General features: G+C 70.3%; 24 protein-coding genes. 3 read left to right on the top strand and 21 right to left on the bottom strand.

Annotation, left to right across the window (positions count from 1 at the left end; genetic code table 11):
* Positions 1-322: 322 nt before the first annotated feature.
* Positions 323-1,108, top strand: coding sequence for an alpha/beta fold hydrolase (locus VT50_RS20995; RefSeq protein WP_046090676.1), 786 nt, complete (start codon positions 323-325; stop codon positions 1,106-1,108).
* 56 nt (positions 1,109-1,164) lie between these two features.
* On the opposite strand, the gene VT50_RS20990 is transcribed toward VT50_RS20995, so the two are convergent.
* Together VT50_RS20990 and VT50_RS20985 are read right to left on the bottom strand one after the other, a co-directional pair.
* Positions 1,165-2,919 (bottom strand): NAD+ synthase, encoded by a 1,755-nt coding sequence (locus VT50_RS20990; RefSeq protein WP_046090677.1) that lies wholly within the window; start codon positions 2,917-2,919, stop codon positions 1,165-1,167.
* Between the two features lie 111 nt (positions 2,920-3,030).
* Positions 3,031-4,773, bottom strand: a complete 1,743-nt coding sequence (locus VT50_RS20985; RefSeq protein ID WP_046090678.1) for a multicopper oxidase family protein — start codon at positions 4,771-4,773, stop codon at positions 3,031-3,033.
* A gap of 427 nt (positions 4,774-5,200) precedes the next feature.
* Between VT50_RS20985 and VT50_RS20980 the strand changes: the two genes are divergently transcribed.
* The gene (locus VT50_RS20980; RefSeq protein ID WP_046090679.1) at positions 5,201-6,562 is read left to right on the top strand and encodes a glutamine synthetase family protein; all 1,362 of its coding nucleotides are present in this window, start codon (positions 5,201-5,203) and stop codon (positions 6,560-6,562) included.
* Between the two features lie 75 nt (positions 6,563-6,637).
* Here VT50_RS20980 and VT50_RS20975 read toward each other — a convergent pair whose 3' ends face one another.
* The 17 genes from VT50_RS20975 to VT50_RS20900 all read right to left on the bottom strand — a co-directional run bounded on the left by VT50_RS20975 (position 6,638) and on the right by VT50_RS20900 (position 21,266).
* On the bottom strand, positions 6,638-7,903 hold the full coding sequence (locus VT50_RS20975) for a tyrosine-type recombinase/integrase (protein ID WP_046090680.1): 1,266 nt from the start codon (positions 7,901-7,903) through the stop codon (positions 6,638-6,640).
* 90 nt (positions 7,904-7,993) lie between these two features.
* On the bottom strand, positions 7,994-8,236 hold the full coding sequence (locus tag VT50_RS20970) for a helix-turn-helix domain-containing protein (protein ID WP_046090681.1): 243 nt from the start codon (positions 8,234-8,236) through the stop codon (positions 7,994-7,996).
* A gap of 505 nt (positions 8,237-8,741) precedes the next feature.
* Positions 8,742-10,217 (bottom strand): hypothetical protein, encoded by a 1,476-nt coding sequence (locus tag VT50_RS20965; protein WP_046090682.1) that lies wholly within the window; start codon positions 10,215-10,217, stop codon positions 8,742-8,744.
* 2 nt (positions 10,218-10,219) lie between these two features.
* Positions 10,220-11,095 (bottom strand): bifunctional DNA primase/polymerase, encoded by an 876-nt coding sequence (locus VT50_RS20960; protein ID WP_046090683.1) that lies wholly within the window; start codon positions 11,093-11,095, stop codon positions 10,220-10,222.
* 86 nt (positions 11,096-11,181) lie between these two features.
* Entirely contained in the window at positions 11,182-11,358 is a 177-nt protein-coding gene (locus VT50_RS39330) for a hypothetical protein (protein ID WP_158083219.1), read from the bottom strand.
* Between the two features lie 14 nt (positions 11,359-11,372).
* Positions 11,373-11,696: a hypothetical protein gene (locus tag VT50_RS20955; protein WP_046090684.1), complete on the bottom strand. Its 324-nt coding sequence runs from the start codon at positions 11,694-11,696 to the stop codon at positions 11,373-11,375.
* Between the two features lie 41 nt (positions 11,697-11,737).
* The gene (locus VT50_RS20950) at positions 11,738-11,929 is read right to left on the bottom strand and encodes a hypothetical protein (protein ID WP_046090685.1); all 192 of its coding nucleotides are present in this window, start codon (positions 11,927-11,929) and stop codon (positions 11,738-11,740) included.
* Positions 11,930-12,165: 236 nt separating this feature from the next.
* Positions 12,166-14,499: a P-loop NTPase family protein gene (locus VT50_RS20945; protein ID WP_079343866.1), complete on the bottom strand. Its 2,334-nt coding sequence runs from the start codon at positions 14,497-14,499 to the stop codon at positions 12,166-12,168.
* A 78-nt stretch (positions 14,500-14,577) separates the two neighbouring features.
* Positions 14,578-15,426 carry a hypothetical protein gene (locus tag VT50_RS20940; protein ID WP_143645243.1) on the bottom strand — a complete coding sequence of 283 codons (849 nt, stop codon included), beginning with the start codon at positions 15,424-15,426 and terminating at the stop codon, positions 14,578-14,580.
* A 923-nt stretch (positions 15,427-16,349) separates the two neighbouring features.
* A complete protein-coding gene (locus VT50_RS20935) occupies positions 16,350-16,553 on the bottom strand; it encodes a hypothetical protein (protein ID WP_046090686.1) in 204 nt (67 codons plus the stop codon).
* 58 nt (positions 16,554-16,611) lie between these two features.
* Entirely contained in the window at positions 16,612-16,947 is a 336-nt protein-coding gene (locus tag VT50_RS20930) for an RRQRL motif-containing zinc-binding protein (protein ID WP_046090687.1), read from the bottom strand.
* Complete coding sequence (locus VT50_RS20925) at positions 16,944-18,581, bottom strand: hypothetical protein (RefSeq protein WP_046090688.1); 1,638 nt, start codon at positions 18,579-18,581, stop codon at positions 16,944-16,946. The genes VT50_RS20930 and VT50_RS20925 overlap by 4 nt, the downstream gene beginning before the upstream one ends.
* A complete protein-coding gene (locus VT50_RS20920; protein ID WP_046090696.1) occupies positions 18,578-19,054 on the bottom strand; it encodes a Pycsar system effector family protein in 477 nt (158 codons plus the stop codon). The genes VT50_RS20925 and VT50_RS20920 overlap by 4 nt, the downstream gene beginning before the upstream one ends.
* 11 nt (positions 19,055-19,065) lie before the next feature.
* Positions 19,066-19,725, bottom strand: a complete 660-nt coding sequence (locus tag VT50_RS20915) for a GGDEF domain-containing protein (RefSeq protein ID WP_046090689.1) — start codon at positions 19,723-19,725, stop codon at positions 19,066-19,068.
* A complete protein-coding gene (locus VT50_RS20910; protein WP_046090690.1) occupies positions 19,722-20,093 on the bottom strand; it encodes a hypothetical protein in 372 nt (123 codons plus the stop codon). The genes VT50_RS20915 and VT50_RS20910 overlap by 4 nt, the downstream gene beginning before the upstream one ends.
* Entirely contained in the window at positions 20,090-20,395 is a 306-nt protein-coding gene (locus VT50_RS20905) for a hypothetical protein (RefSeq protein ID WP_046090691.1), read from the bottom strand. The genes VT50_RS20910 and VT50_RS20905 overlap by 4 nt, the downstream gene beginning before the upstream one ends.
* Positions 20,396-20,492: 97 nt before the next feature.
* Positions 20,493-21,266: a DUF4097 family beta strand repeat-containing protein gene (locus VT50_RS20900; RefSeq protein ID WP_046090692.1), complete on the bottom strand. Its 774-nt coding sequence runs from the start codon at positions 21,264-21,266 to the stop codon at positions 20,493-20,495.
* A gap of 1,059 nt (positions 21,267-22,325) precedes the next feature.
* Here VT50_RS20900 and VT50_RS20895 point away from each other — a divergent pair.
* Positions 22,326-22,712 (top strand): GntR family transcriptional regulator, encoded by a 387-nt coding sequence (locus VT50_RS20895; RefSeq protein WP_046090693.1) that lies wholly within the window; start codon positions 22,326-22,328, stop codon positions 22,710-22,712.
* Between the two features lie 216 nt (positions 22,713-22,928).
* On the opposite strand, the gene VT50_RS20890 is transcribed toward VT50_RS20895, so the two are convergent.
* Positions 22,929-23,492 carry a flavoprotein gene (locus tag VT50_RS20890; protein ID WP_240529239.1) on the bottom strand — a complete coding sequence of 188 codons (564 nt, stop codon included), beginning with the start codon at positions 23,490-23,492 and terminating at the stop codon, positions 22,929-22,931.
* Positions 23,489-24,724, bottom strand: coding sequence for a helix-turn-helix domain-containing protein (locus tag VT50_RS20885; protein WP_046090005.1), 1,236 nt, complete (start codon positions 24,722-24,724; stop codon positions 23,489-23,491). Before VT50_RS20885 ends, VT50_RS20890 begins: the two co-directional genes overlap by 4 nt.
* Positions 24,725-24,882: the final 158 nt, after the last annotated feature.

Genomic DNA, 24,882 nt, shown 5'->3' with positions numbered 1-24,882 from the left:
GTCCCCCGGGCCCCGGCCCCCGGGCCCGGGACTCCCGGGGTTCTTGGGGGCCTTGGGTTCTCAGGGGGCTCCGGGGCTTCCGGAACGTCCTGGGGTTCCAGGGGCGGAGCCCATGGTTCGGGGGCTGGGGCGGCGCCCCAGTTTCGGGAAGGGGCGGGGAGGGGAGTAGCGCGCCGCAGGCATCGCCGGGGCCACCGTCGAGACGGCCTTTTCGGTGCCGAATCCGTTTCGCTTGACTTTGACATGAGTGTGAGGCTTTAGCGTCCCGTCATCAGCCCTGAAACGTTCGTGAGACGTTCGTCAGACGTAAGGACACCACCTGATGACCAGCACCTCACCCCTGGCCCGGATCGTCCGGGGCACCGGTCCCGGACTGTTGCTCGCCCATGGCGGGACCGGCTCCATCGAGGGGAACTACGGCCCGATCCTGGACGGCCTCGCCGAGCGCCACCGCGTGGTCGGGCCCGACTATCCCGGCTCCGGCCGCACCCCGCGCGCGAACGGGCCGCTGGACCTCGACACGCTCGCCGATCAGCTGGTGGCCACGGCCGTCGAGGAGGACCTGGAGACCTTCGCCATCGTCGGATACTCCCTCGGCGGGCCGGTCGCCCTGCGTGCCGCCACTCGCCATCCGGAGCGGGTCACCTCGCTGGTGCTGACCGCGACCTTCGCCCACCCCAGCGCCCGGATGCGGCTCCTCGTGGACGACTGGCTGCGCCACCTCCGCTCGGACGACCAGGAGGCGACCGCCCGCTGGATGGCGCTCATCGGCCCGGGCGCGCCCTATCTGGACCGGATGACCCCCGAGGAGCTGGCCGCCGTGATCGAGGGCGCCCGGGACTCGGTGCCGCCCGGTGCGATCGAGCAGGTCGAGCTGGTCGGGCGGGTCGACGTCCGCGCGGACCTGGGCCGGATCCGGGTGCCCACCCTGGTGATCTCCACGGCGCTGGACGCGCTGGCCACGCCGTACCACCACCGTCAGGTGGCGGACGCGATCCCCGGGGCGCGCTTCGCCGAGCTGGAGTCCGGCCATCTGCCGTTCGCGGAGGCGCCCGCCGCGTGGCTGGACCTGATCAGGACGTTCCTGGACGCCCAGCCGCGGTCATAGGGCCCCGCGCGCGACGGGCCCCGCGCGCAACGCCGCCCGACGAGCACCCGATGAGCTCAGACGCGCTCCCGCCAGCGATTGGTGATGGGCAGCCGGCGGTCCTTGCCGAAGCCCTTCGCCGAGATCTTGGTGCCCGGCGGGTACTGCCGCCGCTTGTACTCGGCCGTGTCCACCATCCGCAGGATCCGCGTCACCAGCGCGTCCTCGTATCCCGCCGCCACGATCTCGGTACGCCCCTGGTCACGGTCGACATACAGCTCCAGGATCCGGTCGAGTACGTCGTAGTCGGGGAGCGAGTCGGTGTCGACCTGGCCGGGGCGCAGCTCGGCGCTCGGCGGCTTGGCGATCGAGTTCTCGGGGATGGGCGGGGTCTGGCCCCGCTCTTCCGCCGCACGGTTACGCCATTTCGACAGGCGGAAGACGGAGGTCTTGTAGACGTCCTTGATCGGGCCGTACGCGCCCACCGAGTCCCCGTAGAGCGTGGAGTAGCCGCAGGCCAGCTCGGACTTGTTGCCCGGGGCGAGGACGATGTGGCCCTCCTGGTTGGAGATCGCCATCAGCATCGTGCCGCGCAGCCGCGACTGCAGGTTCTCTTCGGCGAGGCCGGTGAGGTGCAGGGAGCCCATATAGGCGTCGAACATCGGGGCGATCGGGACCGTGCGGAAGTTCAGCCCGGTGCGCCGCGCCAGCTCGGCCGCGTCGTCGATCGAGTGCTCGGAGGAGTACCGCGAGGGCATGGCGACGCCGTACACGTTCTGCGCGCCGACCGCGTCACAGGCGATGGCGGCGACGAGGGAGGAGTCGATTCCGCCGGAGAGCCCGATCAGCACACTGCGGAAGCCGTTCTTCGCCACATAGGCCCGCAACCCCACGACCAGCGCCGTGTAGATCTCCTCGTCGTCCCCGAGCCGTTCGGCCTCGCCGCCCGCGAGCTCCGGCTCATAGTGGGGCAGCGGGTCGGCGGAGAGGGTGACGTGGTCGATGCGGAGCCCGTCGTCCACGACTCCCTCCGGGGCCGGGCCGGGGTCGGCGGCGGGCAGCTCCAGGTCCAGAAGCACACAGCCCTCGGCGAACTGCGGGGCCCGTGCGATGACTTCGCCGTCCCGGTCCACCACGATCGAGTCGCCGTCGAAGACCAGCTCGTCCTGGCCGCCGATCATGGCCAGATACGCGGTGGTGCAGCCCGCCTCCTGGGCCCGCTTGCGCACCAGCTCCAGCCGGGTGTCGTCCTTCTCCCGCTCGTACGGCGAGGCGTTGATCGACAGCAGCAGCCCGGCCCCCGCCGAGCAGCTGGCCGGTACCCGGCCGCCGTCCTGCCACAGGTCCTCGCAGATGGCCAGCGCCACGTCGATGCCGTGGACGCGCACCATGGGCAGGGTGTCGCCGGGTACGAAGTAGCGGAACTCGTCGAAGACGCCGTAGTTCGGCAGGTGGTGCTTGGCGAAGGTCAGGGCGACCGCGCCCCGGTGCAGCACCGCGCCCGCGTTCTGCGGCGACCCGGCGGGCTGGCCGTAGCGCCGGGCGCCCTCGCTGCGGTCGAGGTAGCCGACGACCACCGGCACCTCGCCCAGCCCCTCGGCGCTCAGCCGCTCGGCGAGCGCGTGCAGCGCGGCGCGCGACGCCTCGACGAAGGACGAGCGCAGCGCCAGGTCCTCCACGGGGTAGCCGGTCAGCACCATCTCGGGGAACGCCACCAGATGGGCGCCCTGCTCGGCGGAGTGCCGGGTCCAGTGGAGTATCGATTCGGTGTTGCCGTCGAGGTCACCGACGGTCGAGTCGATCTGGTTCAGAGCGAGGCGAAGTTGAGGCACCCGCCCAGTGTAATCGTCTGTCTGACGCGATAGCCGGGGGTGTCTCCCTTCTCGCGCACCTTCTCAGGCACCTTCTCGCGCGCCTTCTCAGCCACGCTTCGCAGGAGGCGGCTACTTCTGGTAACCGAGGATGGTCATCATCCCGGACTCCGAGTGGTAGACGTTGTGGCAGTGGACCATCCACAGCCCCGGGTTGTCGGCGTCGAGGTCCACGTTCACCTTGTGGTGCGGCAGCAGGACCGTGGTGTCCTTACGGGCGCCGCCGTCCGTCAGCGCGAAGGTGTGGCCGTGCAGATGGATCGGATGCCACATGTCCGTGCCGTTGATGAACGAGATCCGCACCCGCTCACCCTCCCGTACCGGGTAGCGCTGCGAGGGGTCGTACGGCCGTCCGTTGATCGCCCAGTCCCAGCGCCGCATCGAGCCGGTGAGCCGCATCCGGATGATGCGGTCGGGCTCCTTGGGCGTCAGCCGGACGTCCTCCGCCGCCTTCAGCCGGTCCGCGGTGAGCAGTTCGCCGTCCAGCTCCTTGGGGCGCGGGAACTTCACCGGGCTCTTGCCACGGGTGCGCAGCACCGCCATCGCGGACCGCCCCTTGCCCTCGGCGATCACGGCGAGCGGGAAGACCCCGTCCTTGACGGTGACCAGCACGTCGTAGCGCTCGCCCATGCCCAGCAGCAGCGCGTCCGTCTTGGCCGGTACGACGGGGTAGCCGTCGGTGTGGGTGACGGTCATCCGGTGGCCGCCGAGGGCGACGCGGAAGGCGGTGTCGCCGCCCGCGTTGATGATGCGGATGCGGACCCGGTCGCCGCGCTTGGCGCGGAAGACCTGCGGGGACTGGGAGCTGCGGCCGTTGACCAGGTAGTAGGGGTAGGCGACATTGCCCGCGCGGCCGCCCAGCAGCCGGCTCCCCAGGGGCGCGGCCTTCTTCCGCGCCGCGGACGGGGACCGGTCGTGTTTGGTGCCGCCAGCGGCGGTGCCTTTGGCCGTCGCGGTGCCTTTGGCCGTCACGGTGCCTTTGGCTGTCGCGGTGGCTTTGGGGGAGGCTTTGGCCGTGGCTTTGGCGGTGGTTTTGGCGGTCGCCGTCGCCGTCGCGCCGCGTTTGCCGTCGTCGTCCGCCGAGCCGTCGTCCATCGCATGGCCCATCGCGCCGCCCCTGCCCGCGGTGAGCCGTGCGAACTCCTTCTCCGGGGTGCGGCCGCCCACCCCGTCGAGCCAGTCGTCCAGGACGACGACCCACTCCTTGTCGTACGCCAGCGGCTCCTTCGGATCCTCCACGATCAGCGGTGCGTACAGCCCCCGGTCCAGCTGGACGCCCGAGTGCGGATGGATCCAGTACGTGCCCGGGTAGAACGCGGTGAAGCGGTAGTCGAAGGCGGCGCCGGTCTTGATCGGCCGCTGGGTCACCCCGGGGACGCCGTCCATGTCGTTGCGCAGCCGGACGCCGTGCCAGTGCAGCGTGGTGGGCTGCGGCAGGTTGTTGGCGAGGGAGAGCGCGATCGTGTCGCCCGCGGTCACCCGGATCTCCCGGCCCGGCATCTGGTCCTCGTACGCCCAGGACGTCACCTTGCGGGCGCCGATGTCCAGGGTGGTCGCGGTGGCGGTGAGCCGGAAGGTGCGCACCGGCCCCGGGCCCCGCTCCCGCTCGGTCGCGGCGACCTCCGGGCCGTGGGGGGAGACGTACTGCGCCGGGGTGTCACCCGCGGGCGCGCCGGGCCCGGGGGCGCCCATCGCGTTGCCGTCCGGGCCGCCGGTGCGGTGGCGGGGGCCGGAGGAGCCGCAGGCGGCGAGCAGACCGCTGCCCGCGGCGGCGATGCCCGTGCCGAGCACGGCACGGCGAGTCTTTTCGTACATGAGTCAGTACCCCAATGCTGATGTGTGCCGATTGCGTGAGGGTCGGCGCGTCCACCGCCCCGCCGGGAGGGCGGGCGGCCGACGCGCCGCATATGCGCCGCATCAGCGATCGGCTCAGGGGTGAGAGGCTTCGGTGCATCGCCGCCTCCATCTGACCGCTCAGATCATCATCTGACCGTTTGATCATCGTGATATTCGGCAGCCTACCCCCAAGGGGTATGGAGCCCCGGCAGGCGCCACGGAGGGGACGGAACGGCCGGGTCCGGGACCGGCCGGGTGAACGTACGATGCACTCATCGTGGTGAGGTGAGGGGGACCGGGGCGACCGGGGTGAAACCTCCGTGAAATCCCACCGCGTGATACTGGGGTTGCGGAAGGTGCCCCGCGCCCGCGCAAAGAGCCGTTTGACCTGCAAGGATTGGGGACCATGGATAAGCAGCAGGAGTTCGTGCTCCGTACGCTCGAAGAGCGCGACATCCGGTTCGTGCGGCTCTGGTTCACCGATGTGCTCGGCTTCCTGAAGTCCGTGGCCGTCGCGCCCGCCGAACTCGAGGGCGCCTTCGACGAGGGCATCGGATTCGATGGCTCCGCGATCGAGGGCTTCGCCCGGGTCTACGAGTCCGACATGATCGCCAAGCCGGACCCCGGCACGTTCCAGATCCTGCCCTGGCGCGCCGAGGCCCCCGGGACCGCCCGGATGTTCTGCGACATCCTGATGCCGGACGGCTCACCCTCCTTCGCCGACCCCCGCTTCGTCCTCAAGCGCATCCTCGCCAAGACCTCCGACCTGGGGTTCACCTTCTACACCCACCCCGAGATCGAGTTCTTCCTGCTCAACAAGAAGCCGGTGGACGGCACCCGCCCGGTGCCCGCCGACTCCTCCGGCTACTTCGACCACACCCCGCAGAACATCGGCATGGACTTCCGCCGCCAGGCGATCACCATGCTCGAATCGATGGGCATCTCGGTCGAGTTCTCCCACCATGAGGGCGCCCCCGGCCAGCAGGAGATCGATCTGCGCTACGCCGACGCGCTCTCCACCGCCGACAACATCATGACCTTCCGCCTGGTCATGAAGCAGGTCGCGCTGGAGCAGGGCGTCCAGGCCACCTTCATGCCCAAGCCGTTCTCGGAGTTCCCCGGCTCGGGCATGCACACCCACCTCTCCCTCTTCGAGGGCGACCGCAACGCCTTCTACGAGTCGGGCGCGGAGTTCCAGCTCTCCAAGGTGGGCCGCTCCTTCATCGCGGGTCTGCTCCGCCACGCCGGGGAGATCTCCGCCGTCACCAACCAGTGGGTCAACTCCTACAAGCGCATCTGGGGCGGCTCCAAGCGGACCGCCGGGGCGGGCGGCGAGGCCCCCTCCTACATCTGCTGGGGCCACAACAACCGCTCCGCCCTCGTCCGCGTCCCCCTCTACAAGCCCGGCAAGACCGGCTCCACCCGCGTCGAGGTCCGCTCCCTCGACGCCGGCGCCAACCCCTATCTGGCCTATGCGGCCCTCCTCGCCGCCGGGCTCAAGGGCATCGAGGGCGGCTATGAACTCCCGGCCGGAGCCGACGACGACGTCTGGGCCCTCTCCGACGCCGAACGCCGCTCCCTCGGCATCGAGCCCCTGCCGCAGAACCTGGGCGAGGCCATCGACCTGATGGAGCGCAGCGAACTGGTCGCCGAAACCCTCGGGGAGCATGTCTTCGACTTCTTCCTGCGCAACAAGAAGCAGGAGTGGGAGGAGTACCGCTCCGAGGTGACCCCGTTCGAGCTCCGGAAGAACCTGCCGGTGCTGTAGGCGCAGGTCAGCGTGCATTTCCCGTCGTTACGATGATCCGGGCCAGCGTCGTGGCGACGCTGGCCCGGAGTCGTCTCATCCCTCCTGGGCCGTCTGTGGGCCGTCCGGCGTGGATTCGGCCGCCTCGTACAGCCGGTCCACGGCTTTCCGGGTACGCCCCTCGCTGCTGGGCATCAGGTGCGTATACGTCCGGAGAGTGAAGCCGGGATCAGTATGGCCGAGGTAGCTGCTCAGGGCCCTGATGCTCTCCCCGGCGTCCAGCAGCACCGACGCGTAGAAGTGCCGGAGCGCGTGCATGCCGTGTTCGCGGGCCGCCTCGTGCCGCTGACCCTTCTCGGGCTCACGGATCACCCCGGCCGCGACGAGTGCGGGCTTCCACACCCGGGTGTTGAAGTCGGTCCGGCGGACCGCGCCGCCCCCTGCGAGGGAGAACAGCAGGCTCTTGGCTATGAGCGGGCCGTCCGGCCGCAGCCAGGGCAGCGTCACCTCCACGGGCGGGAAGTGCTTCCGGTGCTCGTTGAGTACGTGACCGACGCGCTCCGGCAGCGGCACGTCCCGCTCCTTGTTGCGCTTCGGCGGCGCGAAGATCAGGTGCCCGTTGACCACCTTCACCTGACAGGCGACGTGGAGCCATCCGGCCTCGTAGTTCACCTCATCGTCGGGGAGACCGAAGATCTCCCCCTGCCGGAGGCCACAGCCGCCCCCGATGTCGACCATCGCCTGATAGCGCTCGGGGAGCGTGGCGCGCACCGCGAAGACGCGCTCTGTGGGCCATGGGCGTACGCGAGGGGCCCCGCGCTCGGGCGCACGGACCGATCGCGCCTTGCACGGGTTCTTGAGCAGCAGGCTGTCGTCCACCGCAGCGTTCAGGACAGACGAGACGTTCGCGAAGATCACCCGGCGGTACGACGATGCTGGCACTGCCCGCTCGAGCTCGGCCATCCACTCTCGAATGTGTCCGGGCTGAAAGGAGTCGAGCGGGCGCGAGCCCATGTACGGAAAGGCGTGAAGCCTGAGCTGTACGCCCACCGGAACCCGCGTGTTCGGGTCGGTGGTCTGTGCGGCGAGCCACTTCTCGCCGTACTCGCGGAACGTGATGCGTCCGGCGCGTGGGTCGATGTACTGCCCGCGCGACATATCGGCCTCGATGTGGGCCAGCCACTGATCGGCGAGCCGCTTCTGTTTGTCTGGGAACGACTTGCTCTTCTCGGTGCCGTCCGGGCCGATGTACCGGGCGCGGTAACGCATGCCGGTGCCGTACCGGTCGGTCTTGACACGCCGGGGTTTGCCGTCAGCGTCGATCTCGGTCTTGTACCAGCGGTCTTGGATGTGACCTGCCATTGAGGCGGTGGTCCCTTCTCGCATGCACGAGAGCGGGGCGGGACCGTGTGGTCCCGCCCCGCTGGTGGGCGTGCTGGGTGATGTCTGCTGTCAGGCGGCCTCGGGGGCGTCCTTGCGCTCCCTGACGTAGTGCTGGACGTCGGCGGGGTCGTAGCGCAGGTGCTTGCCGATGCGGAAGCCGGGCGGGCCGACGCGCTTCTTACGCCACTGGTAGACGGTCTCCAGGGGGACCTCGAAGAGCTCCGCGATGTCGTCGGGGGTGAGGTAGCGATCCGGGAGTCCGGCCCGAAGGGTGGTGCGGGGGTCGGCCTGGGCGGTGGTGGTTGGACTCACCTGGCCCTCCTGATGGGGCTGTCGGGATGGGCGAGCAGGGCGGCGGGCTGTCCTTGGTCGGGGGCCGCTGCCCTGAGTTCGAGGGGATGCCGTTGTTCGTGTCTGTCCGAAGCGCGGGATTCTGCGTCACCGCGTCATCTGCGTCATTCGTGTTCCTGACCTGGTGTTTTGGGTGACGCAGAGGTTTTGGGGTGCGTCATCGGGTGACGCAGGCGTGCGTCATCCGATGACGCGGGTGACGCGGGGTGACGCAGCTCCGGCCCTCCTGCGTCACCGTTGTAGTGGCTGGTCACGGGTCGTTTTCCACCCTCGGGTGACGCAGGTGACGCAGCGTCTCTCCTCTTCGGACAAGAGAAGGGGGGATGTCTGTTGTGGTGATGGCTCAAGGCGTGAAGAAGGAGCCGCTTCGCGCGCGACCATTGGGCGGCGCGTTGCGCCGAACAGCAAGAAGAGCACCCGCCGCGTGGTGCTCTTCTTGCTTGTTCGCGCGGTCGTGGGGTGCCGGTCAGAGGATCGGCTCTTGCTGATGCGGCGGCGGGGTCGGTCGTCGGGTCATCTCGATGTAGCGGCCCTCCTTGGTGCGGCCCCAGTCGATCAGGACGCCACGGGCGGCGAGGGTCGGTTGGAGTCGCTTGAGGCGGTCGGAGAGGACCTTGCCGGTGGTGGGCCAGCCCTTGGGCAGGGGGCGGAAGTCGTCCCCGGTGTACAGGCCGGTGAGGCAGTGCAGCCACTCGGAGGAGGTCATCCGGATTTCCACGCCCGGATCGATGCTGGCGGCGTGCTTCAGCACCGTCTGGGCCAGGAGGTCTCCCTCGATGACGTCGTCGTTGAGGTCGTCCAGGCAGGTCCGGTAGGCGTTGAGCGCTCCGAGGCCGGTCGCCGCGTCGAGCTGGGCGCACAGGTGGGCGAAGTCGGCCATCCGCAGGTCGGTGGGGGTCTCGGCCTCGGCCGCCCGGACCTTGACGGTCAGATCCAGGAGGGACCCGAGGACGACGGGCAGGACCTCTTCGAACTCCGCCCACAACTCGGCCTCGGTCCGCCGGAGGCGGGGGCGTTCCAGCCGGAGGGGGAGGAGGCGTTCGGCGAGGTCGGGGCGGATGACGCCCACGTCGATGCCGGTCAGCAGCATGGGGCGGCGGTAGCGGGCACGGACCACATCGCCATCGGTGTAGAGGGCGCGCTTGATGGTCTCGGCGCCGGTGACGATGCAGCACATCAGGTCGGACAGGTCCGGCGCCAGGTGCGAGAGGTTGTCCAGCGCGGTGACCCAACCGGCCGCCACGGCCGCGATCAGGTTTTCCTCGTCTTTCGGAGCGCGGCGCAGGTCGCAGCTCATGCCCTCGATGATCCTCACCAGCATCCGCCCGCCGGTGGACTTGCCCGCGCCCTGGGGGCCGGTGAGGAAGGGAGCGGGGACGGGCACGGACGGCCCGAGGCAGCCGATCAGCCAGGCGATGGCCAGGCACTCGGTCTCCGCGCTGGCGAAGTTGCACAGCCTGAGCAGGAGGTCGATGCCTTTGCCGTCGGTGTCCTTGGCGGGCGGGGGGAGTTCGCCGGTGAGCTGGGTGCGGCGCCAGCACACCTCGCGCGTGTCGGGGATGGCGATGTCCCAGCCAGTGGGGTGGATGCGGACGGACTTTCCGTCGCTGCGGCCCAGGTCAAGCCACGTCGCCCCGTCGAATCCGGGCGCCACGCGGATGTGGACGGTTTGTACGTCCTCGTCCATCGCGAGTGCTTCGATTAAGTCCAACGCCTCCTTGAGCGCGGTCCCGTTGAAGACGCCGTGGCCGTCGTGGAAGAGGCCGACCATGAGCTCCTGGCGGTGGCTGCCCGAGGTGCCCTGGGAGCGGATCGGGCGGGCCACGGGGTGGCCGTTCTTCTGGGCGAACACGGTTCCGTCGGCGGTGCGGAAGTACCGGAAGTGCTGCTGCGCGTAGTCGGCGATGACCTCGCGGGCCGGGGTCTTGTCGTCGTCGGACATGGTCACAGTCCCAACTTCGCGCGGGCGTTGGTCCAGGCGTCGGTGCAGTGCCGGGGCGATTCGCCCTTGGCTTGAGCGGCGGTGAACAGCCGAACGATGTGGGTGTCGGTCAGGCAGCCGCACCGGCCATGGGCGGCCAGCACGGCGAGGAACGTCTGGTACACGGTGGTATGGACCGCGCTGCGGGCATCGGTGATGCGCTGCTCCGCCATGGTGATGCCGCGCTCCAGATAGGAGGGTGTGCGGTGGCGGCACTCTCCGCCTCCTGCCGGTGCGGGCGTAGTGACGGCGCGCGGTGCCGCCTGGGCCAGGGTGGGGCTCTTCGTGGCCAGCGCGCGTACGGCCGCTGGCAATGCCGTCGTGGGGCCGGTGCCGGGGCCGAGCCAGCGGGCGTAGGCCATCGTGGACTTGAGGTCGACTCCCTCGCGGACGCCGTTCACCGAGCGCATGGCGCCCTGGTAGATCCAGTGCTCCCCGCGGGTGGTGGGCACGGTCCGGGTGGGTGGGAGGGTCTGGTGGGCCCAGGCGATGGCTTCCGGGTTGTCGAGGTCCACGACGGTCAGTCCGGCGCCGCCGGGGTGGTAGGCGACGGCCACCGCCAGGCGCCAGGCGCGGGCCCAGGCCGGGGAAGTGATCACGGCAGGGTCGGTGGCGGCGGCTGCCCAGGCATGGCAGACGGAGGGGCACTGGCAGGGGCCGGGGGCCTTCATGTTGGGCCTGCCGCCGCACGCGTTCCCCGCGCAGGTGCGGCAGTTCCCGAACGGCACCTTGCCCTGGCGGAGCGGCAGCACCGGCACACCGGTCTTGGCCAGTTCGAGTGCGGTTCGTAGGTGGTCGTGGGCGGGGTGGTCTCGCCGGATGGGGGCGGGTTGGGCCATGCTTGGGGTTCTCCTGTTCCGTTGTGGATGGGCAGGGGAAGCCGGGGCGGCGGGCTGTCCTTGGTCGGAGGCCGCCGCCCCGGGCGTCAACGTCGGGCGGGGTGGTTGTCCTGGCGTGTGAAGGTGTCGTACTGGCTGGCGGTGATCAGGCCGTTGTCGCGCCAGTCGGCAAGCAGGTCTGTCTGTCCCTTGTGGGGAACGCATTTTGCGCCGGGTGAGCCGATCAAGACGATGAGACTTCCCGGGGCGTATGGAACTTCCATGCGGTGGGTGTTCCTCACTTCTTTGAGCGGATGAGCTTGAGGGTGATGCCGCCGACGCCGAGGGGTCCGGCGGTGGCCCCGGCGATCACGGTTGCGGTGTGGGTGGCGACGTCCAGCAGCCAGCACAGGGCGGCGGCCAGTCCCCAGCCTCCGGCGACGACCGCCCCGGCGATGGCGAACGGGATCAGGACGCGCTGCCAGGGGAAGCCGGTCGGGGTGGTGTCGTTGATGACGATGACGACCGGCTGGCCGGTGGCCTGTGCGCGCTGGTAGACGTCGGCGGGTATGTGTGGGGCGAGGTTCCCGGGGATGGTGTGGTGCGGGTCGGGTTGCTGCATAGCCGCCTCCGGGGCCGTTTGGTGCAGGTGGTCGGGGTGTGTCAGCCGATGCGGCTGAGGGAGTCCGCGAGGGACTGGAGGGCGTCGTTGATCGTGGGGGCGGCGCCGGTGGAGGCGAGGCAGAAGCCGAAGAGGGCGGCGATGGTGGCGCCGCCGGGGCCGAGGTGGCGGTTGCGGAGCATGAGGGCCAGGAGGGCTCCGAGGAGGAGTACGGAGGACAGGGAGACGATCACGGCGGATCCTTACTGAACGTGATGAGTGAGGCTGTCTGGGTGTGGGGGTCCCACGGTTCTTGTGGAAGGGAGTTGAAGCCGCGGCAACCGCCTAAGGGGTGGATTCGTGGGCGGCTGTGTGGGACTCCCACAGACCCCACATGCAGGTCACAGGCCCCCACAGGGTGTGGGACCCCCACAGGGCCTGTGGGGGTCGTTGTGGGGGGTGTGGGGGTCTGGGCGTGGGAGGGGGCCGGTTACCGTGCGTCGCGGTAACGGTGGATGGCTTCGGCGAGGGTTTCGGCGAGGTAGCCGGTGCGCGGTTCGCTCTTGCCGACGCGGACGGTGCCTTTGCCAGGCCGTTCGACGCCGACCGCGCGCAGGATGCGGCCGAGTTCGGTGCCCAGCTCGGTGGCGCCGAGGCCGAGTTGTTCGGCGAGGTCGGCGGTGTGCATGCGCCCGCCCGCGGCCGTCACCGCGTCGTATGCCTGCTCGAGCAGGGGCGGCACGCGGTTGGGCTCGTCCTCGGGGGTGTCGCTGGTCTCCTGGGGTTCGGTGCGGCTGTAGGAGAGGTTGAGGCCGCGGGGCCGTTCGCGACGGGTGTGGTCGGGTTCCTCGGTGGTGCCGTAGGTCTGATCGATCTCGGCGAGGAACCGGGCCGCGAGCTCATCCGGGTCATCCTCGGCCCGGCGCTGGTAGGACAGGTTCAGCGACCTGTGCCGACGCTCGCTGTCGTCGCCGGACGCAAGCTGTTCGGGCTTGTCCAGGACGGCGGTCGCCGTACCGGCCGCGCCGGGCGCCTGGTCGTCGCCGGGCTCGCCGTTCCTGACGGCCTCGGCGGCTGTGGCCAGCCAGCCTGCCCGCGCCGGGCTCCACCGCTCGCGGTAGTCGGCCCCGGCCGCCTCCACCGACACGGAGTCCAGGGTGGGGCGGCGGTCGTTGGTCGCGAGGACCACGCGGCGCACCATGGACGGCAGAGACTTCCAGCCCTTGAACTCGGTAGGGGCGAAGCCGTTGGCGCCGCTGTCGCCGATAATGCCAGCGCCCTTCTCGTTGAGCTGGGTGCTGTCGATGCGGACTTTGGGGAAGAGCTTGCCGACGTTGTGGCCGGAGTTCTCGCCGGAGGTCAGCGCGAGGGACAGCGGGGAGAACCGCTTGACCACGGTGTCGCCGATCGTGTTGAGGTTGCCGTCCACGGCGGTGAGCACCTTCCGGATGCCCATCGCGCGGGTGGTGCGCATGACTTCCTTGATGAGCTCGGCCAGCTGCCGCTTCTCCGGCTCGCGCCGGTTGTTGGCGTGTGCCAGAGCCTCGGCACCTTCATCGATGACGATCTCGATCTGCGGCAGCTCCGGGGAGATGGGCAGGAGGGTGGTGTCCTGCTGCCGCATCAGCTTCTGGTACCGCAGCTGGCGCGCCTTGTTGATGCGCAGTGCGGCCTTGAGCATCCGGATCGCTTCCTTGGGCGTGGCCGCGAGCCAGTCCACCCCCGACCTGGTGCCAGCCGGGGCCGGGTTGTCGGGGTCGTCGGGCTCGATGAGCCCTTGTGCCTCCAGCCAGGGAGTGACCCAGGGGATGCCGATCGCGCCCTGCTTGAGGTCGATGACCCAGGTCAGGACGTCGGTGCAGCGGGCGAATCCGGCGAGGATGACGTCCATGAACGTCGACTTGCCCGACCCGGGCGGGCCGAGCAGCAGCGCGCACGCCTCCCGGAGGAAGACTCGGATGTCCTCCCCGTTGGGGCGCAGGCACCAGGGAATCCCGGTGAGGATCGACAGGGGGCTGTAGTCGTCGGGGTAGGGCCTTTCCTCCCGCATGATGTTCTTGGTCATCACGTCGAAGACGACCAGTCCTTGTGCGGCGCCTTCCTCGACGTGGACGGTGCAGCCGAGCGGCAGGCGGGCGTCGGCGGCCAGGGCTCGGGAGCGGGAGCTGATGCGGTCCCAGGTCACCCCGCCGCCGGGCAGCTCGGCCTCGACGGAGTATCCGGCGCCGGTCTCCCAGAACTCCACCGCGACGACCTTCACGTCCGCCATGCAAACCCGGCGGACGCGGTCCTGCCACTCGGCGGCGATCGTGCGGCGGCGGCCGTCCATCTCAGCGGCGGCGGCTCGCGCTTCGGCGGTGAATCGCTCTTCCTCGGCGGCTTCTTCCCAGGCGGCGGTGTGGGAGGCGGCTGCCCCGATGCCCACGCCGAGGGCGGTCAGCGATCCGGCCGCCGCCCACGACAGTGGCCCGTGGGCCATGGCCCAGGTGGTCCAGCCTCCGGCTACCAGCCAGGAGGCGGCGCGGGCGACGGCGGTGCGGAGGGTGAGTTTGCGGCGGACGCTGTGGCCGATGCCGTGGCCCACGGCTCCGGCGGCGCCGATCAGCAGCGGCCAGCCCTCGGGCATGCCGGTCGCGGTGCCCAGCAGCGCGGCCGCCGCCACGCCCGTGGTCGCGGACAGGGCGCCGGTGATGGGGCCGTGGCTGCGGGCCCAGTCTAGCGGCGGCAGCGTGCTGTTGGCGCCGGGGGTCTTGGTCTTCTTGGTGCTGGCGAGGTTGAGTTCCTTGTGGCTGCGGCGTTCTCGGCGCATCGTCTTCTCTGTCACCTGGGGACTCCAGACGGAAAAAGGGGCCGGGCCCGCACACCAGCGGTGTACGGGCCCGTGCGGGATGGCGGTGAGGGGCTACTGGTTGTTGGTGGTGTCCCAGCCCTCTTCGGCGTTGTTACGGGGCTCCTCGTGGCGCCGGATGTCCTGCTCATGGACGGTGCGGAAGGTCGTGAACGCGTCCTCGGCCTCATCTATGGCCAGTTGCAGCGCCTCGTAGATCGCGTCGAGCGAGGTGCCGACTTCCGGCTCCAGCGGGAATTCCTCGTCCGACTTCTGGGCGAGGATCGCGAAGGTGTTCGCCACGCTCGCCAGGGCTTCGGGGAAGCCCTTGATGGTGTCGTGGACGTGCATCATCCCGTCGGGGTCGTAGTTCTTCGCCGCGGCTTCCATCTCGGATGCCGTCTCGTTGAACAGGAAGCCGGGCCCGGCGGTGGTGGACATGGTGGTGGAACCTCCTGTGCTGGTGCCTGCGTAGGCGTGATGGCTGCGGGGAGCCCGGCGGACCTTCGCCGCGATCGGCTCCTCGTCCTCGTCGGCGGCGGCGTTTTCGAGCGTGGTCTTGTGCTCGGCGCGGATGGTGATGTCGCGGTCTTCCCGGGCCCACCGCGCTGCGGCGGCCAGCCGGGCGTAGACGCGCTGGCCCGGCCACATCAACCAGCGCCAGCGGAGACGGACACCGATCGGGTGGGTGATCATCCCGATGGTGAAGAACGGCACGCTGATCGCGGCGGCCACGATCTTGCGGCCGTAGCAGCGCAGCGCGGAGGCGGTCAGCCGCCGCCACAACCGCCACCGGGCCCACGCACGTTTCCGCAGCTCCCGCATCCCGGCCAGCCGCCGCGCGGTGCGCTCATCCTTGGCCGTGCGGACGTGTGAGCGCATCCGGCGCATGGCCTGCCGCATCCGCTCCCGAGCCGAACCCACCAGACCCCTGATGCCCCCACTCCTGGTACGCGGGTTGCGGCCGCCAGCCGTCTCAGACCTCGGGGACTTGGACAAGCCCAACCGCTTGTGGCCCGATCCCGCCCGGCCGCCGGAGGGTGCTTTGCCCCTGGCAGCCCGTTGATCGGCCCTTCGGGCGGCCTTGGCCGCGCGCCGGGCGTCGCTCAGGTTGCGCCGGTCAGCGGTGTCCTGACGGCGCCGCTCCGCACGCGTGGGGGCAGCCGCCTGCCGCTCCGCACGGGCCGCCCTGACCGCGCCGAACGCGCCCTTGACGCCCCTGGGGTTGCGGCCAGCTTCAGCCGCCCGGAGCTTGGCCGCCTGACCTGCCGCGCGCAGCGACCGAGCTCCACTTCGGCTCGGACTGCCCGGAGACGTACGGAGGCCGCCTCGGCCCCGGAGACCGGTACCGCCATGGCTCGCGCTGGAGCCGTGCCAGGCCCGGGCGCCGCTTGCCCCGAAGCCGATACGACCGGCGCGGGGGCCGGTCTTCCCACCTCGGGGGCCTCTGCCAGCCCGGTTTGTGCGCTGTTTGGCTGCTGACCGGTGGCGCAGGGCTGCGACGCCGGCCGCGGTCGCCGCGATGCCAGCGGCTGCCAGCCCGGTGACCGGGGCTCCGGCGGTGAGGACGGAGGCGGATACGGCGGCCACGGTGCTGTTGGCACCGATGACCGTCAGCGGAACGGCGGGAAGGCCGCCCGGTGTGTGCGCCAGCCCACCACCCGGAGCATCCCGTTCGGCCGCCGGGGCGTGGTCGGGTGTGGGAGGTGCGTCGGGGAGCTCTTCGTCCTCGGTCGCGGTCTCGTCGGCGGTCAGGATGGTGTCGGACACTGGTCACACTCCTCTCCAGGAGCAACAAGGGCGGCCCTGGCCGGGCCTGGACAGCGGGCCGGGGCCGCCCGGCGACGTCACTTGGAGTCGTTGAGGTAGGCCGCCAGGGCCAGGAGCGCGGTGGCCAGTTGCGTTTCGGTGGTCAGCGTGGCGGGGTCGTGGCTCTGGTGGGCGATCTGCGCGTTCTGGATGTGGTCGTACGCCTGGGCGGCCAGCTCATCCGGCCGCAGACGCTTCAGCTCGCGGACGGAGGTACGGCCGGAGAACAGCCGAGCAATCACCGTAGGGTCCTTCCTGTCATCAGGGCTGGTGGAGAACTGGGAATCGGGTGGCTGCGGGTCAGGCAGCGAGGCTGAGCGGATGTGCGCAGGTCACGCACGCTCCGAGTGAGGTGGGGATCACGTATCCGGCATCGCGTCGGCAGCTAGGGCAGGTGCGGCGGGCAGTGTTCGCCTTGGCCAGCGCTGCCCGCTTCGCCGGGGTCATGGGCCGGACGGGCTTGGCGCGGTCGATGCGGTACAGGTACGCGACCAGCGGCCCGCGCTTGCTGCGGGGCCGCTGGAGCTCCGCGACGACGTCCTGTCCGCCGGGGCGCAGGTTCATCGCGCCCAGCTGTCGGCGCGTGGCCAGCCCGTCCGGCGCCAGGTGCCATCGGTAGACCGGCAGGGCGGTCATGAGCGGTCGGTGCCGTTGACGCCGGTCAGGGCGCGCGGCTGGTGCGCGGTGAGCTGCGCGGCGCGCGCGGCACGGAAGTCGCGCAGCCAGTTCCGCGCGTTCCCCGGGTCCACCGAGCACCGCTCGGCCAGCTCCCCGGCGCTTGGCTCGGCCCCGTTCCCGGTGGTGACCTGGGACAGGTAGAGCTGCCATCCGGCTTGCTTGGCCTCGGACTTGAACACCGGGTCCGGATCGCCGCTGGCGTGCTCGGCCACGTCCCCCAACAGCCGGTCCCGCAGCGCGGCGGCCTCCTCGATCTGGTCCCTGACTTGCCTCAACGCGGTCTGTGTCTCGCTGTAGGCCCGCTGGGAGGCATCGGTGTCGGTGGTAAGCCGCTTCAGCCGCTGCTGCTCGCCTTCGACGGTGGCGCGGATGCGGTCGGCTTCCTGCTGCGCGGCAGCGATCAGGTCATCCGCGCGCTTCCGCGCGGCCTGCTCGGCCTGCCGCGCAGCCTCCACCGCACCATCCACACCCTGCCGCTGCTCGAGCAGCGCGGTGTGCTCATCGCGGGCCGATTCGAGTTCGAGCCGCGCGGCGTCCAGGGCGTCTTCCGCGCGCTGCCGCGCGGCCTCGGCCTCTTTCCGCGCGGCATCCGCGCGCTGCTGTGCCGCCTCGGCTTCCTGCCGCGCGGCATCCGCGCGCTCAGCCAGAGCCGAGGACTCCAGCCGCTGCGCGGCCGGGGTAATTGCCAGTTCCTCGATCAGCGCCAGCACCGCAGGCGTGTCCGCGTAGTTCAGGCGGGCCACCTCATCCGCCCGGGTGAGCGCGGCCAGGCGGCGGACCAGGGCCAGTGACTGGCCGGTGTCGGTGGCGACATCGGCACGATCCAGCGCCTTCTGTGCCCGGCCCCGCAGCCGCCGCAACCGGTGCCGCGCCCGCCGCGAGCTCCCGCTGATTGGCCCGGTTTCCAGGGCCAGGCGGAGCCGGTAGACGCGGTGCGCGGCCCGCTGCGCCAGCGCGGCGCGGGCGACACTGGAGGAGGAGGTGCGAGCGTTCAGGCCCAGCAGCGCGAACAGTGAGGCCCAGGCGTGCTGCCACAGCAGCACCACCAGCCGGACCGGGCCCGGCCGCCCACCCGTCTCGTCCTCGTCGGGGCGCTTGTGGTGGAGCTTGCTGCGCAGTTGCAGTTCGATCAGCCAGGCGGCCAGGCCGGGGATGGCGGCCAGGACCGGGCGGGCCCACCAGTTCGGGGCATGGACGGCATTCATCGCGGCGGAGAAGGACACCAGCAGCCAGGCGGTGCGGTGCATCAGCCGCAGCTCCGGCGTCCACCCCACCTCCGGATCGGCCGCCCGGTACATCATGACCAGCAGCGTCATCTCGGCCGCGTCGAACACCGCGATGAACGCCACTGCCAGCACCGGCATCAGCCCCGCGGTGCCGGTGGCGAACCCCCACAGGCCGTGAACGGAGACCGCGACCCCGCCGAGGGCGACGACGGCCTGGGGGCCGATCCCGGACAGCCACACCGACTTTCGCAGCCGCCCCACCGCCCACGCCGCGAGCGCGAGTACCAGGACGGCGGCGGCCAGCGGAGCGGCCCAGGACAGCCAGCCCGGCGCGGCCGGGAACAGCTCGAACAGCCAGGAGGTCATCGGACGCCTCCCACCAGGGCCAGTATGGCCGCGACCAGGGCGGCGGCAGTGAACGCGGCACCGGCGGCTCGGGTGAGGTCCACCGCGCGCTGGAGCCGGTCGAACTTGCCCACCGCCAGCCGGGACAGGCGGGCCACATGCTCGGCCAGGTCATCGGCGAGCAGGGCCGCGCGCAGTTGCTCGGCGCGCAGCGTCGCCCACAGCGGGAAGCCCTTCAGGTGGGCGCCACCGAGGTTGGGGCGGACCGCGGCGAGCAGCATGGCGATCGAGGCCACTAGCAGCCCGACCCCCACGGCGCCGACGGCCAGGGCCGCCGGGTGGAGGTGGAGGCTGGTAGCGACCGTCCACACCCCTGCCAGCAGGGCGCCATCGAAGGCCAGCAGCAACGACGCCTTGCTGTCGGTGCGGCCGATCTCCATCTTCACCTCCGCATGCGCGGCGACCAGCACGGTGTCGGCACTCGGGGCTGTCATCGTCTCCGGAGTCACCTCGCACCTCCCTCGGCGTCGAGGTCGGTGCCACGGCGGCCGTCGCGGCGGCCGTTGGTGGTGCGGTAGGCGGGGGTGAGGGTGTGGGTGAGGGACCAGCCGCCACCGGTCTGCTTGACCCCGTACATCACCTCATCCGCCACCCGCAGCGCCGCCGACAGATCGACAGCCGGGCCGGGGACGTGGAGGTAGGCGCCGATGGAGGCACCCAGGGGCAGCGGCAGCCCCTCGTAGGTGACCGTGGAGCACAGCCACTGATGCAGGTGGGTCAGCTCTCCGCGCAGTGTCTCGACGTCCGCACAGCGGATCGCGGCGGCGAACTCGTCCCCGCCCAGCCGTGCCACGGTGCCCAGGGGCTCGGCCCACTCGGCCAGGCGCCGACCGGTCTCGCAGATCGCGGTGTCGCCAGCCGCGTGCCCGTGGACGTCGTTGACCTGCTTGAAGCCATCCAGATCAATCACCAGGGTCGCCACCACGTCCCGCCGGGGCCTGCGGAGTATCCGGGCGGCGCTCTTCTCGAACGCGGCCCGTCGCGGCAGGCCGGTCAGGGCGTCACGTTCGGCGCGGTCGATCAGGCGGTGCTGCCACAGCCCGTGAACGGCCCACCCGGCGGCCAAAGGGGCGGCGGCGGACAGGGCGGTGAGGGTGTGACTCATGACCGGCCCCTGTTCTCCCGCCAGGCGGCGGCCTCGGCCTCGGAGAGAATCCGGCAGTGCCAGACATGCACCCGGATGCCATCGATCACCGTGTCGACGTCGGTGTGCTGGTAGGTGCCGTGTCCGGGGTCATTGGTGTGTTCAGTGATGTCGGCGTCCAGACGGGCCGCCCACGCCCTCACGTCCTCAGCGGTGGGGACGTTGAGGCGGATCTCACCGCCGTACCGCAAACGCGCCTCCTTCAACGGCAGGTCGGCATGCTGAGTCACCAGCTCCCGAGCCACCTCGCCGGTACGCCGCAGGGCCCGCTCATCAGCGGCGATCATCTCCAGCGGCGATTGCGCGGCTGCGGTGTTGGTCGCGCTCACGCTGCCACCGCCTTCGGCGCGGTCGCGGTCCGGCTGGTGTTGCGAGCCGGGCGGGGGAGGCGGCCGATGCTGGGGAACAGCGTGGGGGCGTGGGCCTCGATGGCCTCGGCGGCGATCCGGCTGACGCTGTCGACCAGTTCGGGGTCGTCGGCGAGGATGTCACGGGCCGCGTCGAGGCGGGCCGCGCGCTCCTCGGCGCTCTCTCCCTCCTCGCCGAGCCACAGCTCAAGTGGGGTGCCGAGGGCGAGTTCAAGGTAGTCGGCGTCCGTGGCCACCTCGTGGTGGCCGATGAAGCTCTTCATGGGGAAGCTCCGAAGTCATCGGATGGGCAGGGGAGACCGGGGCGGCGGGCTGTCGTTGGTCGGAGGCCGCCGCCCCGGCGATGGGGGCAAAGGGGGGTCAGCGGGTGTAGACGTCGCCGCTGACGCTGTGCGCGCTGACGCGCAGGTTGCGGCTGCCGCCAACGCGGATGTCACCGGAGACGGTCTCGGCCCGCAGGAAGCCGGAGGCGGAATCCGCGACTCGGGCCACGACGTCGCCGGAGGTGGTGTTCAGGTCCGCGTCATCGCCGCTGTAGAGGTCCACGGAAATGTCCCCGGAGACCGTGCGGGCGCTGAGCCGATCGGTGACGCGGACGATGTCCAGGTCACCGGAGGTGGTCTGCGCCCGCAGCTCGCAGGCGCCGTTGAGCCGCAGATCACCGGAGACGGAACGGAACTCCATCCGGTCCAGGTAGCCGTTGACTACGGCGTCGGCGGACTGGGAAACCACCGCGAGCGAGGAATGCGACGGCAGGAGCACCCGGGCGCGGATCTCGCTCACCACCGGGCCCTGGATGCCGCCGCCGTGGAAGACGCGGCCGTTGACGATGGTCACACCGGTCATGGACCCGCTGACCACGCTCATGTGCTGCACGGTCCGGTTGCCCCGGATGGTCTGCGTCATCACGTTGCCGGGGATCTCCGGGACTTCGACGGCCATCGTCTGGCCGTCCTGGCGGGCGTGGGCCCGGTGGATGGCGTCGGCGGCCGGGCCGGTGCTGTCCTGGGTGCTCAGGATGACCGAGGCGGCGGTGAGGCTGTCGATGACCTGGGCGTCAACGCTGCCCATCGGCAGGTGCAGGCCCAGCACCACCGGACCGGGCAGGGCCATCTGAAACGTGCGTTCCGTCATGCCGGAACTCCTTGGAAAGAGACGAAGGGAGGGAGCAAGGGGGCCGGGGCGGCGGGCTGCCCTTTGGTCGGAGGCCGCCGCCCCGGCGAGCAGGGCGAAAAATTTCGCGAGCGGCGTTCTATCGCTGTCCGCTACCGCCGCAGGAGCCGCAGGGCTGGCGGGTCTGCGAACCGTTGCCGGTGATGACCCACTGGCCTTCACCGGTGCCGTTGCACGTGGTGCAGCGGATCGGGATATCCATCACTTGACCCCGCTTCCGCCACAGGAACCGCAGGTCCGCCAGGTCTGGCGGGTGACCCCGCCTTCCGAGGTGTCCTCGGTCCGACCGCCAGCGCCACCACAGGAGCCGCACGCTGCCATCAGCGCTCACCCCCGGACCGGACACGCCGCAGCGCCTCGTCCATATCCGGATCGCTGTCACCGGGGTTCGCGGCGAGTAAGCCGCATGCCATGCTGGTGATCACAGGTTGCCTCTCATTCAGGTGCCTGTACGCGGTCCTCGGGGTGCCACCCGGGGGCCGCATCTGTTTTGACCTCTCGTCTCACGAGTGGCCACAGCCACCCGGCAAACCGGCACTGACGTGCTGTTGTCGGGGACTGTGAGCACTGGTGCTCAAGACGTGGTACGAGGTACGTGATCTCTTCCATCGCGTGTGATCGCCTTTTCCGGGAGGCGATGTGCCCGTCGTACGCGGCTCTGGATCTGTGCCTCATCCCGCTCGCCCGAGGAGTTCGCAACTCGGGTTCTTGGCGCGGCGTTTGTTCCCTTAAGCAGATCCGTTCTTTTGAGTCGGTGGCGTGTCCCCCTGCACGGGGTGTGGGGCTCCGGTTGTCGCCGGGCCCGGTCTCGACCGACTGGTCTCCACTCACCTCGGCCGGTGTGGTCACGGCCGTCACGCTGTGGTGGATCACGCTGTTGAGTTGTTGAACAGGTCAAACAGGCACTTCCGGCCCGTCTCGCTGGGCCGTCGCGAAGTGATTTCAGATTGACCTAGGTCAATCTGAAAGTCAAGCCGGTCCACGGATCTTGGATTGACCTAGGACAGCTACGCTCGTGACATGGAGCTAAGCCCTGATGCGCCCAAGCCGACGGCCAAGGAGATCGCCGCGAGGTTCCGAGCGGACATCGCGAACGAGACCTACGGGCCGGGGGACCGGCTGCCAGCAGCCCGCGGGCTCGCGAAGCAGCTCGGCGTCCAGCTCATGACCGTGCAGAGTGCTTATGGACAGCTCCGGTCTGAGGGGCTGGTCATCACCCAGCAGGGGCGCGGAACGTTCGTCCGCGATCCTGCTGTGCCCCTCGGCACCGAATCCGGCAGCAGCCCCGCGTTCACCGCGTTGGCGTCGGAACTCAGCACGATTCACGACACCCTCCGACAGCTTGGTGATCGGCTCGACCGCCTGGAGCGGCTTGTCGAGGGCAACGGAGCTCCGCCCGCTCAATGAGCGTGTTGGCGCGGCTCAGCAGGTTCTCCGCTGTCGCTCGCGCCGTGCGCAGACTCGCCTTGAGCAAGGCGAATTCGGCGGCCGATATGCCCAGTTCAGTGGTGCGGTGTTCGTTGCTCCCTGACATGCCAATGAGCATGCGGGCGCCAACGAAAGAGGACCCGGACAGACTGTCCGGGTCCTCTTTCGTTGCAGGTCAGACGGGTTGACGAGCCCTCAGGTAGCGGTCTCGTTCACCGCGTCCAGCACAGCCGTCCAGGGCAGGTCACGGCCGGACGGCGCCTCACGCGGCTCGTACAACGGCCAGACGTCCGGTCCGTACACAAGCCGTACGTCTGCCTCGCGAAGGGCAGCGAGGTGCCCCCGCCAGGCGGGATGCCGGGCGTGCGCCGCGTTGACACGGGGGAAGACGACGACCGGTAGGCCAATGGTGCCGATCGCCTCGCAGACCTGCGTGAGCGCCTGGTTGTCGGTGACCCCGGTCGCCAGCTTGGCGATGGTGTTCGCGCTCGCCGGGGCCACGACGTAACAGTCCACCTGTGGATGCGGCCGCGCCTCGCCCGGCAGCCGGGGGGCGTCTCGAACGGGGAGGCCTGTCACCTTCTCCAGCCGCTCGACTTCGCCGATGGCCCGTAGCCACTCACCCGCGGTCGGGGTCAGTGTCACGGCCACCTGCCAGCCGCGCGCCAGCGCGGGCTCGACCAGCCCCGTACGCAGCGCCTCCACCCCGCCAGCACCCGTGCCGACGACTCCGAGGACTCCGCGTCCTTCCGTACTCACTGCACCGCCTTGCATCGCTGGGCCATCGCGAACAGCTCGGACGAGCGAGTACCCCCTGTGACCGGGGCCTGTTTGATCAGGTCTCGCAGCGTCTCCCGCACACGAGGATTGTTGCGCACAAGCTGCGGCGACGTACCTTCGGCGGTCCGCAGCTCGGCGAAGGCGTCGTCCCCCTTGCCCGCCAGAGTGAGCGCGCGGGCGAAGTCGATGCGGTGGGACACGCCACGTTCCGGCGGCATGTGGTCCACATCGATGTTTCCGCGCTCGACGACGTAGGAGACGTTCTCAAGGTCCAGTTCCGCCGACAGCCTGTGCAGTACGACGTTCGTCGGCCCGAAGCTGGTCTGCCAGTGGTTCTCATCCGAGCCCAACCGGTTGGCCAGAGTCTCGGCCCGGCCGAGCAGGTTCGTCGCGGTCGCTCGGTCCTGGTGCCGCGCTGCCGCGATGGCTGCACGCAGGTGGATCATCCCCAGCAGACTCAGCGCGGCCGGGTCGTCCTCCTCTATGCGTGACGACAGCCACACCGCCGTGGTCTCGCCGAGCTCCATGGCGTCGTCGTATCGGCCGTTGGCCAACAGCGCATGCGTCCCCGAGCGGGCCGCCGACGCCAGCACAAGGGGATCACCCGACTCGTCCGCTGCCCGCATGGCCCGCTCGGCTGCGAGCCACGAGATATCGGATTCGCCGATCTTCGCGAGCGTCGTCGCGGCGAGATGGTGAGTGCGGGCGGAGACCGCCCAGCAGTCGCGCCGCTCTTCCGGTGAGCGCGCGGCCCGGTCCTCCAGCTCCTGGGCCGTTTGAAGAAGACCGGGGAGCGCGGCCACCACCTTGCCGAGGTGGCCGGTCTGGTAGTCGTTCCAGCGCTGCTCCACGATCGAGACGACCGGCCCCGGCACCGGTAGTTGTGCCTCGGCTTCCGGTCCGAAGAGCAGCCGAGAAAGGCGACGCGGGCTCATGAGCGCGTCACGCACGGCGGGGACGTCGTCCTGCTGCTTCTCGTCCTCCAGCAGCGAAGTCTGTCCGATCAGGTCTCCGAGCGGCACCCGCAGGACGCGCGCTAGCTCGGCAAGCTTGTCGATGCGAGGCGGCTTCCGGCGACCCCGTTCCACCTTGGCCAGCCAGTCGGTGCTGTGGCCCACCAGCCCGGCCAGGACCTCCTGGGTGTAGCCGCGGCGGTTGCGGTAGAAGGCGATCCGTTCCCCGATGCTGAGGTGATCTCCAAGACCACGCATTGCGTGCTGCCTCCTGGCGTCTAAGGCTTCCCTCACGGTACCGATCCGCCCAAGGGGACGGACAGGCGCTCTGCTCTGTCGTTCGATGTGGATCCAGCATGAGCAGATCGGGAGGCGGGGACCCGGACAGTCTGTCCCGGTCCCCTGTGTCACGGCGC

It is taken from the genome of Streptomyces antioxidans (assembly GCF_000968685.2).
Classification (GTDB): domain Bacteria; phylum Actinomycetota; class Actinomycetes; order Streptomycetales; family Streptomycetaceae; genus Streptomyces; species Streptomyces antioxidans.
Note: the sequence above shows the minus strand (reverse complement) of the source record. Positions and strands in the feature narration are given on the sequence as shown.

Bases quoted from the DNA above. Each gene is read 5' to 3' on its own strand.
- VT50_RS20995 (WP_046090676.1), top strand. From the start codon at position 323: ATGACCAGCACCTCACCCCTGGCCCGGATCGTCCGGGGCACCGGTCCC.
- VT50_RS20985 (WP_046090678.1), bottom strand. From the start codon at position 4,773: ATGTACGAAAAGACTCGCCGTGCCGTGCTCGGCACGGGCATCGCCGCC.
- VT50_RS20980 (WP_046090679.1), top strand. From the start codon at position 5,201: ATGGATAAGCAGCAGGAGTTCGTGCTCCGTACGCTCGAAGAGCGCGAC.
- VT50_RS20975 (WP_046090680.1), bottom strand. From the start codon at position 7,903: ATGGCAGGTCACATCCAAGACCGCTGGTACAAGACCGAGATCGACGCT.
- VT50_RS20965 (WP_046090682.1), bottom strand. From the start codon at position 10,217: ATGTCCGACGACGACAAGACCCCGGCCCGCGAGGTCATCGCCGACTAC.
- VT50_RS20960 (WP_046090683.1), bottom strand. From the start codon at position 11,095: ATGGCCCAACCCGCCCCCATCCGGCGAGACCACCCCGCCCACGACCAC.
- VT50_RS39330 (WP_158083219.1), bottom strand. From the start codon at position 11,358: ATGGAAGTTCCATACGCCCCGGGAAGTCTCATCGTCTTGATCGGCTCA.
- VT50_RS20955 (WP_046090684.1), bottom strand. From the start codon at position 11,696: ATGCAGCAACCCGACCCGCACCACACCATCCCCGGGAACCTCGCCCCA.
- VT50_RS20930 (WP_046090687.1), bottom strand. From the start codon at position 16,947: ATGACCGCCCTGCCGGTCTACCGATGGCACCTGGCGCCGGACGGGCTG.
- VT50_RS20925 (WP_046090688.1), bottom strand. From the start codon at position 18,581: ATGACCTCCTGGCTGTTCGAGCTGTTCCCGGCCGCGCCGGGCTGGCTG.
- VT50_RS20920 (WP_046090696.1), bottom strand. From the start codon at position 19,054: ATGACAGCCCCGAGTGCCGACACCGTGCTGGTCGCCGCGCATGCGGAG.
- VT50_RS20915 (WP_046090689.1), bottom strand. From the start codon at position 19,725: ATGAGTCACACCCTCACCGCCCTGTCCGCCGCCGCCCCTTTGGCCGCC.
- VT50_RS20905 (WP_046090691.1), bottom strand. From the start codon at position 20,395: ATGAAGAGCTTCATCGGCCACCACGAGGTGGCCACGGACGCCGACTAC.
- VT50_RS20900 (WP_046090692.1), bottom strand. From the start codon at position 21,266: ATGACGGAACGCACGTTTCAGATGGCCCTGCCCGGTCCGGTGGTGCTG.
- VT50_RS20895 (WP_046090693.1), top strand. From the start codon at position 22,326: ATGGAGCTAAGCCCTGATGCGCCCAAGCCGACGGCCAAGGAGATCGCC.
- VT50_RS20885 (WP_046090005.1), bottom strand. From the start codon at position 24,724: ATGCGTGGTCTTGGAGATCACCTCAGCATCGGGGAACGGATCGCCTTC.